At 50.5% G+C, this 11668-nt stretch carries 8 protein-coding genes and 1 other RNA gene; 4 read left to right on the top strand and 5 right to left on the bottom strand.

The window, feature by feature from the left end; all coding sequences use genetic code 11:
- Window positions 1-411: 411 nt before the first annotated feature.
- The 3 genes from GS398_RS16045 to GS398_RS16035 form a co-directional block, all read right to left on the bottom strand.
- On the bottom strand, window positions 412-1629 hold the full coding sequence (locus GS398_RS16045) for a tyrosine-type recombinase/integrase (RefSeq protein ID WP_160907789.1): 1218 nt from the start codon (window positions 1627-1629) through the stop codon (window positions 412-414).
- Window positions 1630-1706: 77 nt separating this feature from the next.
- Window positions 1707-2074, bottom strand: a transfer-messenger RNA (tmRNA) gene (gene ssrA, locus GS398_RS16040).
- A 108-nt stretch (window positions 2075-2182) separates the two neighbouring features.
- Window positions 2183-3592, bottom strand: coding sequence for a Gfo/Idh/MocA family oxidoreductase (locus GS398_RS16035; RefSeq protein WP_160907788.1), 1410 nt, complete (start codon window positions 3590-3592; stop codon window positions 2183-2185).
- Window positions 3593-3807: 215 nt separating this feature from the next.
- Here GS398_RS16035 and GS398_RS16030 point away from each other — a divergent pair, with 215 nt between their 5' ends.
- The 3 genes from GS398_RS16030 to GS398_RS16020 all read left to right on the top strand — a co-directional run bounded on the left by GS398_RS16030 (window position 3808) and on the right by GS398_RS16020 (window position 7709).
- On the top strand, window positions 3808-4851 hold the full coding sequence (locus GS398_RS16030) for a LacI family DNA-binding transcriptional regulator (RefSeq protein WP_160907787.1): 1044 nt from the start codon (window positions 3808-3810) through the stop codon (window positions 4849-4851).
- A 69-nt stretch (window positions 4852-4920) separates the two neighbouring features.
- A complete protein-coding gene (locus tag GS398_RS16025; RefSeq protein WP_160907786.1) occupies window positions 4921-6474 on the top strand; it encodes a M61 family metallopeptidase in 1554 nt (517 codons plus the stop codon).
- A 38-nt stretch (window positions 6475-6512) separates the two neighbouring features.
- Entirely contained in the window at window positions 6513-7709 is a 1197-nt protein-coding gene (locus GS398_RS16020; RefSeq protein WP_160907785.1) for a PQQ-dependent sugar dehydrogenase, read from the top strand.
- Window positions 7710-7711: 2 nt separating this feature from the next.
- On the opposite strand, the gene GS398_RS16015 is transcribed toward GS398_RS16020, so the two are convergent.
- Together GS398_RS16015 and GS398_RS16010 are read right to left on the bottom strand one after the other, a co-directional pair.
- Window positions 7712-8836 (bottom strand): PepSY-associated TM helix domain-containing protein, encoded by a 1125-nt coding sequence (locus GS398_RS16015; RefSeq protein WP_160907784.1) that lies wholly within the window; start codon window positions 8834-8836, stop codon window positions 7712-7714.
- 2 nt (window positions 8837-8838) lie between these two features.
- Complete coding sequence (locus GS398_RS16010) at window positions 8839-11007, bottom strand: TonB-dependent siderophore receptor (RefSeq protein WP_237488216.1); 2169 nt, start codon at window positions 11005-11007, stop codon at window positions 8839-8841.
- A gap of 183 nt (window positions 11008-11190) precedes the next feature.
- Here GS398_RS16010 and GS398_RS16005 point away from each other — a divergent pair, with 183 nt between their 5' ends.
- A complete protein-coding gene (locus GS398_RS16005; RefSeq protein WP_160907782.1) occupies window positions 11191-11511 on the top strand; it encodes a DUF6686 family protein in 321 nt (106 codons plus the stop codon).
- Window positions 11512-11668: the final 157 nt, after the last annotated feature.

Genomic DNA, 11668 nt, shown 5'->3' with positions numbered 1-11668 from the left:
ATGAGTTTGTTCAGTCAAATGAGTCTCGACCGGTAATTCAGACTGGGTTCGATATGTCGCTTATTTCAACAGATGTAGTCTCACCTCGATCCGTTCGATTTCCAAAGTAACAGCTACTACGAAATCATCAGGTAGTAGCTGTCCGCCAGTTTGACCCCAATCGCCGGAAGGGGCACGATGAAAAATGTATCTTCCTTTTACTGTTACAAGGGTCCAGCTGAAAATTCCACTGCTATTGCTCTTATAAACGTAACGAACATACCAGCGACCTCTCCATTTAAAAGCGATCTTTCGTTGCCAAACCACGAATGGGATCATATAATCATAATTTACTAACAAAGTTAGCAAATTATGTAGCATCCTCATATGGTTTGATTTCGGCAATTCTTTATTCCGGACTTTTCAGGCAGGCTAATCGTTAAAATTACGACCTTTCTTGTAATCAGTGTTTTGAGTATCTACTCCCAGCCCTCGCATGTAAATCATGGTAGTAGCAAGATCCCTGTGCCGAAGTAACTTCATGATCTTATAAAGGTCCTCGCCATCTTCCCCGAGGTGCTGCGCCCTGGTATGTTTGTAACGATAGATACCATGCTCTGTCGGCGGTATGCCCATTGCTACCTTGTAAGGCCGGAACTTACCGGCGAAATAGTCCTGACCGAGTGGGTACGGTGCGCCGATCCTAAATTCCGTTGCCGAAAGGTTACGAATATCCCGGGGCTTGCCGAATATGTAATACTCGGGTGGCATCTTATCGATACCAAGCTCATACAGCAGGTCCAGGAAATCGGGATAAAGCGGGATATACTCCGTCGTTCTGTTTTTGGCAGTCCCAGAATCGATGACCAAAGTTTTTGTGCGGAAATTAAAATCCCCGGCACGAAGATAGATGGCTTCCGCCTCGTTCCTTAGCGCAGCGTAGTAGATAAAGCTGCAGAACGTGTATAGCAACCGGTCTCCATTGTCGAGCATCATCTCCTTCAAGCGCTTAAACTGCCAATCGTTCCAGGCTTTGTTCCCGGGGTGGTGAACCTTCTTCCTGGAAAGGCTCCTGGTTGGCACCTTATCGACAAGATCGTCGTAGTTATTGTGGTAGTAATTGAAAAAGGTCGTTATGTTGTTGAGGTAGTCATTGTAAGTCTTTCCAGACCAACCCCGTTTTGCCCTATGGTGTTCCATAAAACTCGTGACTAAGGCTTTCTTTACGTCACCGATATCAACATTGCCATAGCCTGAACTGAGTACCCAATCTTTGAAGAGATTAAGTTGCTGTTGGTATTTCTGGTAAGTATTGTCGCTTAGGCTATCTGGAACAGAACTTTTGCAGTGTTCAAGATAGTCATCAATAAGACCGACAAGGCTTGTGTTACGCTGCGCGGTAAAAACGCTGTACTCTTCGTAAGGTGTCCAGCCGTCCTTAAGCAGCTCATCGAGGACTATGATCAATGCTTTACCATGCTGCCGGCGCTCCGCTTTTGTTTTGTACTGGTTAAATCCGACATTATACCTGCCGGCGCGCTCCATTTTGCCGGTGATCGGATGCTGATAGTTTAGCCAGACAAACCAGTCCTTTTTAAGATCTCCGTTAGGGGGTTCATACAGGAAGGGGCCTTCCCATTTTGGTTTCACAGGTAGTAATTTCTTTAAGTTTTCGTCAGTTGTGACGTCAGTAAGTTTTGATAACTTACTGACGATCAACTGTTTAAAAGTGGACCCGGAGAGATTCGAACTCTCGTCCAAACATGGTACACATGAAGCTTTCTACATGCTTATCGGCTATTTAGTTGTCGGGAAAGGGAAGGCCAGCCGAGCGCCTGTACCGTTTTCCTTAGGTGATTGTCTTACCGGGCGGACACACCCTGCGCCCTGGCCAGTTCCGTCGTTCGATGCCCCGGTTGCTGGCCTGACCGAACAGAAGACCAGCGGGACAAAAGCTTACTTAATTCTAAATTAAGCAGCTAAGGCGTAGTTATTTTCGCCGTTTGAAAGTTGAGAGTTCAGATTAAAGCGCTAGTCTCACAACGCGCTGCATGCTTACAACTGTATCGCCATCCTGTCAATTCCGGTCGGGCCCGGTAATGATTGATGTTATGCGTTTACGTAGTATGTTACGTCCCCGCAAATATCAAATAGTTATTGCGGGAATACAAAGGTACAAAAAGCGGGCCAGTTAAGGTAATGTTTATGCTTTGTATTTAAAGCCGGCATTTTTCATGATCTGGTGAACATCGTATTCCGGTTTGCGGGCTTTACGCCAGCGCATGGCGTTTGCCTCCGAATCGTTGATAAACTGCTCTTTTACAGGATCCCACCGCAGCTTACGGTTCAGTTTCATACCGATCCACGAGAGGCCGCAAGTGGTCATGCTGCGTGCGCCCTGGTCAACGGGGGCGATCGGGTCTTTGCGGCTGATGATACTTTCGAGCCAGTTGCGGTAGTGGTTAGGGCTAGGCATCCATATTTTTCCTTCAGGCCCGATGCGGCTGCTCAGGATGCTTTCCTTACTTGCCGAAAGTGCCTTAATTTCGTCACCGGCTTTCCCGTTTCCATCGCTGGCGGTTACTTTTGCCGCTCCGCGTGAGCAGAAAACCTGTCCTTCGGTGCCTTCGAAACTGATCCCGTTAGGGAATTTCTCATCCAGGATCACCTGCACCTTATTGGGATAGATCAGCTCTACGTGGTAGGTATCGTGCACGGTCCATACATCGTCTTTCATAAAACCTGCCTTCGCATCGATGCTCACCGGGCCGCTCAGCTCCATGCCCATGGCCCATTGGGCGATGTCGATGTGATGCGCTCCCCAGTTGGTGATCATGCCGAGACCGAAATCCTCGGTGGTGATCCATCCCGGGCGACCGGAAATACTGTCCTGCGGGTGCACACGGTCCTCAATATAAGGCTGTTCGGGCGCCGGGCCAAGCCAGCGATCGTAATCAAACGTGGAGGGCGGCGTCTGGGCGACAGGCTTCACGCCCTTCAGTTTATCGAGGCCTATCCCGATCTTCACGGTTTTAAGTTCACCTATGCGCCCGTTCCTGACCGCCTCGCTCGCAATGCGAAAATTAGGAAACGGGTTTTCTGAACGCTGCTGGCTGCCCGTTTGCAGGATGCGGTTCTTGGCGCGCACTACCGTGCGAAGCGCTTTCGCCTCTTCGATGGTGTAGGTCATCGGTTTTTGCACGTACACATCTTTGCCGGCAAGAATGGCCGAAATGGCGACCACGGCGTGCTGATGATCCGGAACGCTCACGATCACGGCATCGATATCCGGGCGGGCAAGTACTTCCTTATAGTCGTGGTACACCTTGATGTCGACCTGGCTCTCCCCTTTCTTTTGATAAAACTGTGTAATAGAATTCTTTGCGATACCTGCACGTTTGGAGTCGAGGTCGCATACGGCAACGATGCGGCAGAGATCGTATTGCTCCATCGTACCCTGGTAATCGCCGGTACCCATCCGTCCGCAGCCGATCTGGGCTATCTGTACCAGGCTGCCGGCTTTCCCGGCAAAAAGCGAGCGCGGAAGGATCAGGGTGGCAGCGCCTGCCACGAGTGAAGTTTTAAGAAAATGACGGCGATCTGTATGTTCCATTGCTTGCAAATTTTGATTTTAAAGGTAAAAAAGCAATTCAGCTAAATCGTGCTAATCTTTACAAAAGTTACGGAAACGTTTGTGTTGAGCAAAAGCTTGCATGACCGCAGGAATAAAATAAATTACCATATTTGCAACACTGGGAATATTCCCAATATTATGGGAACGCTCCCATTTATGCCCGAACGGGGGGTAAAAATCCTATTGCATACGACGTGAAAAACCACCAGATCACCATCAAAGACATTGCCAGGGAGCTGAATATCTCGAAATCGACGGTTTCAAGAGCACTCACCGGGCACCCCAGCGTAAAATCAGAAACGCGGAAAGCGATCCTGGAGCTGGCGGAGCAGCTCGACTACCAACGTAACATGATGTCGATCAGCCTGATCACCAACAAAAGCTATACGATCGGGATCGTGGTACCCGAGTTTATCACCTCCTTTTTCCCGCAGGTGGTGGTAGGCGCACAGGAAGAAGCCGCCAAAGCCGGTTACAACGTGCTGGTGAGCCAATCGAACGACGACTACGCCACCGAGGTAGCCAATACCAAGGTGATGCTGGCCAACCGCGTGGATGGGATTATGGTATCGATCAGCAAAGAAACCCGCAACTTCGATCACCTGAAGATCTTCCAGCGAAAGGGTATCCCGATTGTATTCTTTAACCGGGTGTGCGACGAGATGGCGGTACCCAAGGTAGTGATCGACGATTATGACGCTGCCTACCATGCCGTTGAGCACCTGGTCCTGTCGGGAAGAAAGCGGATCGCGCACCTGGCGGGGCCGGAGGTGCTGGCCATCAGCCGCAAAAGGCTGAACGGGTACATAGATGCGTTAAAGAAGCACCAGATCCCGGTATCCGACGACCTGGTGATTCCTTATGACCTGAACCTCTCGAAGGTAAAGATTTATATTAAGCACCTTATGGGCCTCGAAAATCCGCCGGACGCCCTGTTTGCGGTAAATGACCCTACTGCGATCGAATCCATGCGCGTGATCAAAGAACTTGGACTGCGAATTCCCGAGGATATTGCCATCGTGGGATTCGGCAACAATTATGGCTCCGACTTTATCGAGCCGGGATTAACCACGGTGAACCAACCCGTAAAAGAGATCGGGAAAACGGCGATGACGCTCCTCCTCGGCCTGATCGACAAAGATACCGCGCAATGGCGGGCGGTTACCAAAACGTTAGACACCGAGCTCATTATCCGCGGGTCGACGATAAAGCAGGAATTACCACAAAGTAAAAGGTGACCGGCACCTATTCCCATTTTTCGGTATGGTGCATTTTTAATTAATTTGCACTTCCATATCCACCAGAAAATGATAAAACTTTTACTCTCTTCGTTCCTATTGTTCGTTGCCGCTGCTACCGGTTTCGCGCAAAGCGCCTATCGATATTCCGTTAACCTGAATGCCCTTACGGGCGATAAACTGCCCGTTACGCTGGTTAACCCAAAGCTTTCTAAAAACAACGGCATTTTCGCCTTTCCGCGCATCATCCCGGGAACGTATAACATCAGCGATTACGGGAAATTCATTTCCGAAGTAAAAGCCTTCGATGCCCGGGGAAAAGAAATCAGGGTCCAGAAGATCAACGACAACCAGTGGAAGCTTAAAAGCCCTCAAAAGATCCGCAAGATCACCTATATGGTGGAGGATGCGTTCGATACGGAGATCAAGCATAACCAGTACCCGATGGCGGCCACCAACTTCGAAGAAAAAAAGAATTACGTGATCCACACGCCGGGAATCTTCGGTTACATAGATGGCATGTCAAAACTCCCGTTCGAGATCAGCGTCGAAAAACCCGCCGGTTTTTATGGCTCTACCGCCATGATCCCGGTGATCAGCTCTTCCACCACCGACGTATTTAAAGCAGATAACCTCGACGACCTGTACGATTCTCCCGTCATGTACAGCGAGCCCGATACCGTTTCAATGAAAGTCGGCAACTGCCAGGTACTGGTTTCCGTGTACTCGCCCACCAAAACCCCGCAGGCCAAACAGATCGCCGCCGGATTATCATCGCTGTTAAACGCGGCCAAAAACTACCTTGGCGGCAAGCTCCCGGCCGATAAATATGCGTTCCTGTTCTATTTCCGCACCCGCGAGATGAAGCACTCCTTCCCCGCCGGGCTTGGCGGCGCCCTCGAACACACCACTTCATCGTTCTACTACCTGCCTAACACCATCCCGCCTGCACAGATTGTGGATATCGCCTCACACGAGTTTTTCCATATTATCACGCCCTTAACCATCGCTTCGCGCGAGATCAAGGAATTTAACTTTAACGAGGAAGTGCTTTCAGAACACCTCTGGTTATATGAAGGCAGCACGGAGTACACCGCACACCATGTGCAAGTGAAATACGGCTTAAAAACACCAAAGGAATTCCTGGATGTGATGGCTTCGAAGATCACACGCTCAAGAAAGTCGTATAACGATACCCTGGCTTTCACTAAATTAAGCAAGCTGGCAGCCACCACTTACGAAAAACAATATGGCAACGTTTACGAAAAAGGCGCATTGATCGGCGCATGCCTTGATTTGCTGCTGCTCGATCTGTCTGACGGGAACTACGGATTTAAAGACCTTAAGCACGATCTCGGTGTGCGCTATGGCCGCAGGAAGTTCTTTAACGATAACGAGTTGTTTGACGTGATCGGGGAGCTAACCTACCCGCAAGTAAAAACATTCCTGCAGCGATACGTATCGGGCAACGAGCCGATCCCATATGATTATTACTTCGGCCTGGGAGGCATTAAGTTCACCGAAGATGCGACGAAGAAAGCACAGCTTACGGTAAATCCCGAAATCAGCGCCCGCACCAAATTCATACAGGATAAATGGCTTCAGCCGGTTGCCGGGTACTAAGCTCGGCCGGGTCCGCCTTTATTTCCTATCTTACACCCATGAAACCCAAATATTTTTTAGGAGTCTTATTCGTTGCGCTAGTATTAGAAAGCGCTATCGGTAATGCCCAGGTACCCGACTCCCCGCTTAAGCTGGAGGTGAAACTGTTGACGGATCAGCTTACCCATCCTACCGCATTTGCGGAGCCGGACGATAAATCGGGCAGGCTTTTTGTTTGCGAGCAGGAAGGCCGCATCCGGATCATAAAAAACGGAACGCTGCTGCCCGTGCCATTCCTCGACATCACCGGTGAGGTAATAAAAAAAGAAGGCTACGAAGAACGCGGCTTGCTCGGGCTGGCCTTTCATCCCGACTTCGCCAAAAATGGCAAGTTCTACGTGTATTGCAGCATCCCGGTAGTACCTAAAGTGCCGGGCGTGGACCATAAAAGCGTGATCAGGGAGTACGCGGTGTCGAAAGACGCCGATGCGGCAGACAAAACCACCATGAAAACGGTGCTCACGTTTAACGAACCGCAGTCGAACCACAATGGCGGCGATATTAAATTCGGTCCCGATGGGTTTTTATATATCGCGGCGGGCGACGGCGGCGGACAAAACGACAAACACGGCCAGTTCGGCAATGCGCAGGACCTGGGTAATTTCCTTGGCAAGATCCTGCGGATCGACATCAACCAATCGCCTTATGGCATCCCCAAAGACAACCCGTTTGCGGGCAAGCAAGGCATAAGCCCGGAAATCTTTGCCTACGGCTTTCGCAATCCATGGCGGATAAGTTTCGATAAACAGACGGGCAAACTGTTTTCCGGCGATGTTGGCCAGGACAATTATGAAGAAGTGAACCTCGTTACCAGGGGTGGCAACTATGGCTGGCGCAAACGGGAAGGCTTGCATGAAAAATACCCGGCTGACCCGGATCCGGGCAACTGGCTGAATCCCATTACGGAATACCCGCACCCGGAGGGCATCAGTGTAACAGGCGGCTTTGTCTATCGCGGAAAGCAGATCCCGGCATTGGTTGGAAAATACGTGTTCGCCGACTGGACCGGGCCGGTATGGACGTTAACCGATACAAAAAAAGAACGGTGGAACCGGGAAAAGTTATCGATATCACATGCAGCAGGATACTGGCATATCTATAGTTTCGGCGAAGACCGGTCGGGCGAGATCTATTTGCTTACCATGATGCTTGAAACCAACAAGGGCGCCTTATACAAGATCGTACAAGGGAAGTAGCGTTAAGCTCTTCCCTTTTTCTTGTTTCTTCCCCGCCAGATTAAAAAACCCGTAACCGGGAGGCTCGCGGCCACCAGGCTTGCACAAAAAGCGAGCGACTTACCAGGAATTCCCCCGATCGCGCCCACGTGCACATCATAGTTCATGCGGATGATCTTATCGGCCACCGAGGTGTTGCGGTACCGTCCGTACAGGTGGTTTACGGTGATCTCCTCCAGCGTATGCTGATCATAGTAACGGTAATCCGCACGCCAGTAAGTTTCGGTATCGGGGTTAATAGCCACCTCTATCACACCTTTGTCATTGGCTGGCGGGTGCATCTCCACGCTTCCGCCGAAGCGGGGATTATCCTGGCGGGTCTTCAGCCAGAGCTGATCGATGGCCGGCGCTCCCTTCCATGCCGCTATTTTCGCAGTGTCAGAAAACACTTCGTGGTACTCCACTACCTGCTTGCCGCCCGATGCCACCCAGTACACCGATTTGGAGAACCATTGGAAACCCATGATAAGCCCGGTAACCGCGATAAACACGGCAACCCAGGTCATGTAAAAGCCAAATACGTTGTGCATATCATAGTTCACCCTTCGCCACCTGGCGTTCCATTTAACCGAAAAGCGTTGTTTTAAGGCTGCTTTATGCCTCGGCCACCAAAGGATCAGCCCCGTTATCATCAGCAAAAAGAAGATCAGCGTGGCCGAAGCGACGATGGGCTGACCGATGGCCGGAGGCAGCCACAGGTAATAATGCCCCATGATAACCACACGGAAAAAATCGACCGACATATCCTTTACTTTCAGGACTTTACCAGCGTACGGGTCCAGGAAAACAAGATAGTAGTACGCTTCCGGCTCGCTGCCGAAATATACCGCAATGGTGGAGCGGCCGGTTTCGTAACCAATGCTATGGACCGCTTTTCCTGGCAATTGTCGGTCGGCGATCTGTTTGATCACCGATGGGGCCAGGGGTAATTTATCCTGCGCTTCCGCGAAGCGATAGGATTGCGTGGCATCTTCTATTTCGCGCTCGAAAGCCAGGATACAACCCGTGACAGCCAGGAATAAAACGATTAGCCCGGACGAAAGTCCGAGCCAAAGGTGTATCTTTCCGATGATCTTCTTAAAGGTCATGCTTAGAATTTATAGCCAACGCTTAACCTGAAACTCCGCGGCGCTTCTGTTTGCCAGTAAAAAGCGTTCAGGTACGCGTAGTAAGAACCGCTGTACAGGTATTTGTCGAGGAGGTTAAACGCGTTTGCGGTGATGTTCATGCGGTCTTTAGACCAGAATACGCCGCCGTCGAGCCGGAAATAGTCGGGCATACGCACATCCGATTCGCTCCAGCTATCCGTGGTACGGCCCGCCTGGTAAGAAAAGCCTGCGGATAGGCCGGTCCCTTTTAACACGCCCGATTGCAATTTATAATTAAGCCAGGTGTTCATAATGTGCTTTGAAAAGCCAGGCACTACGTCGCCTGCTTCTACCCCTGTAACGCCGGGTGCAACCTCGGTCACCCTTCCATCGGTATAAGCATAGTTCGCGGTAAGATTAAGGCCACGGAACAACTGCCCGCGCAAGTCGAACTCGATACCTTGCGCCCTTTTCTTACCCATAACGACGCTCAAGCCTGAAGTCGGCGGGCTGTTCGGGTCGGCGGTAAGCTCGTTGTTTTTCATGATGCGGTATACAGAAAACGTAGTATTCCAATTGCCGCCGAACCAGTCCCTCTTTAAACCAAGCTCGGTATTGCTTCCGGTGATCGGCTTAACATCGTTGCCACTAGCCAGCTTCCCGCTTTGCGGAACAAACGCCTGGTCATGCAACGCATACAGCGAAGTATGCGGGGTTACGGAAACGCTGAGCCCGATACGCGGGGTTACATGTTTAGCCGATACCGGGGCGCCTCCCCAGGCAGATTGCGAAACATAGGTATAACGCCCGGCCAGCGTAAGCCTTACCTTGTTGTTGATAAAGCCCAGGTCGTCCTGCAGGTAAACACCTGTATAACGCTGGTCCATCAAACCGCCCGCGGCCACTGCACGTGCTTCAAGCGGGGTAGTACGGTCCCAGGTGGGGTACCCGTTAGATGGCGCGCCGTAGTTCGGGTTTTGGTCGTCGAACAGGGCTCCGGCTTTATCAAGTGCGTGACTTTGTCCCCAATCCGCCATGTAGTTTTTGTTACCTACATCCAGCCCGCCCAATATGCGATGGCCAACGCCGCCCGTGTTAAAATTACCGTTTACAAAAGCCTGTGCCAGCGTCATTTCGCTTTTCGCATCCCAGATACCCACCGAACGGATCTGGGTGCCGTCTGCATTTACCTCGTTTGGCCATAACGAGCTTCCTTGCTGCTGGTAATTGAAGTAAGAAGCCTGTGCGGTTAGTTTCCAGTCGGCGTTTAGCTGGTGATCGAGGGTAAGAAAGCTGCTGTGATCGTTGATCTTTGTCGGCTCCAGGCCCGGCGCTATCTGCGTAAAACCGACCGGCAGCGTGCCGTAGCCGTTGGTACCGAACACGTAGAACGAGCCTACGTCCGACATGCGGGCCGCCTGGTACGTATATTCTGCCGTTAACCTGGTCTTCCCGTCCAGCTGGTATGAAATTACCGGTGCAAAGCTGTAGCGGTTATTGTACTCGTAGGCACGAAAAGAGTTCTTGTTCTGACCTGCCAGGTTTAAGCGGTACAGCAGCCTGCCATCCTTGCTCAGCTTACCGTCAAGGTCGAGGGTAGCGCGGTACAGGTCGAAACTACCTACCGTCAGGCTCGCTTCACCTTTGGCCTGCCCGGTCGGCTTTTTGGTTACCACGTTATACAACCCGCTTGGATCGCCGTTAGAAAGCATGAAACCTGCCGGGCCTTTTACAAATTCAATGTGGTCTACAAAACTCATGTCCTCGGTTAACGGGCCCCAATAAGAGTTTACCACGTTAAAGCCGTTCCTGAATGCCTGGATCTGCGAACCGCGCATGGTAATATTGGTGTACATATCTCCCCAATGCTCGAGACGGGTGGCGCCGCTTACGTTCCTGATCAGGTTATCGCTCATGCTGATCACCTGCTGATCAGACAATACGCCGGACGAAATCACCTGGATATTCTGCGGGATCCCGATCAACGGCGAAGTGAGACGCAGGGAAGGCGACGGTTCGTCGATTTTGTATTTTTTCGATTGCGATTTTAACTCGATCTCCCTTAAATGCGCAGTGGTATCCGCCGTTGTCTTTCCCGTTACCCTGGTGGTGTCCTGCGCCTGTACCATGCCTGCCACTGCCAGCAGAGCTATGAGTGGTAAACCTTTCATTATCATATTATCTTTATTTAGATTAATTATAAACAGCGACAAAGAAAAGATAATTTACACTTACATGCAACAACTATCTAGAATCGTTCTAAAGCCTGTATTGTCATTGATTTGTCATTTAGGATTTGATTGTTTAGAACTATTCTAAATAATATAATTTTGAGGCATTGATGAACAGCCGCTATGTGTAAAACGAGAGTCTTAAGCTGGAACGCTCAAACGATGATCAGCCAGTGCATCGACTGCCGGGAATTTTCGATCTGGCATAACAATATCCTCCTCTCATTTAGTCGCAGGGAGGATTTTACCGCATTTAAAAGATCCGTACAGGCGATGGATTTCGACGATCTTGCGCTGCCTTTTCCCGATGGCGAGCTGCGCATCGTACTGAGGACACCCAGCGAAGACGTCCGTTTCAGCTTTGCCGGCGACGAATTCGAGAACTTTAGCCATTCTCTCGGCGAGGCTCTCCATGTGCTGGAAGTGATTGAGCTGATGCAATAACTCTTCAAACTTATACCCCACCATCCTGTTATCCGCCAATTCGTAAGGATCAGGCAATCCACGTCATCGGCGATGTCAATCACTGGATTTAAAGTTTTTTACATTTTTTTTTACAATTAGACGGATCAGCCAGCGTGGGCAGATGTAAAAATTTTGT

Source organism: Hufsiella ginkgonis, from assembly GCF_009834915.1.
Classification (GTDB): Bacteria; Bacteroidota; Bacteroidia; order Sphingobacteriales; family Sphingobacteriaceae; genus Hufsiella; species Hufsiella ginkgonis.
Note: the sequence above shows the minus strand (reverse complement) of the source record. Positions and strands in the feature narration are given on the sequence as shown.

Excerpts from the sequence above, each read along its gene's own strand:
- GS398_RS16015 (WP_160907784.1), bottom strand. The coding sequence starts at position 8,836 with ATGACCTTTAAGAAGATCATCGGAAAGATACACCTTTGGCTCGGACTT.
- GS398_RS16020 (WP_160907785.1), top strand. The coding sequence starts at position 6,513 with ATGAAACCCAAATATTTTTTAGGAGTCTTATTCGTTGCGCTAGTATTA.
- GS398_RS16010 (WP_237488216.1), bottom strand. The coding sequence starts at position 11,007 with ATGAAAGGTTTACCACTCATAGCTCTGCTGGCAGTGGCAGGCATGGTA.
- GS398_RS16035 (WP_160907788.1), bottom strand. The coding sequence starts at position 3,592 with ATGGAACATACAGATCGCCGTCATTTTCTTAAAACTTCACTCGTGGCA.
- GS398_RS16005 (WP_160907782.1), top strand. The coding sequence starts at position 11,191 with ATGTGTAAAACGAGAGTCTTAAGCTGGAACGCTCAAACGATGATCAGC.
- GS398_RS16025 (WP_160907786.1), top strand. The coding sequence starts at position 4,921 with ATGATAAAACTTTTACTCTCTTCGTTCCTATTGTTCGTTGCCGCTGCT.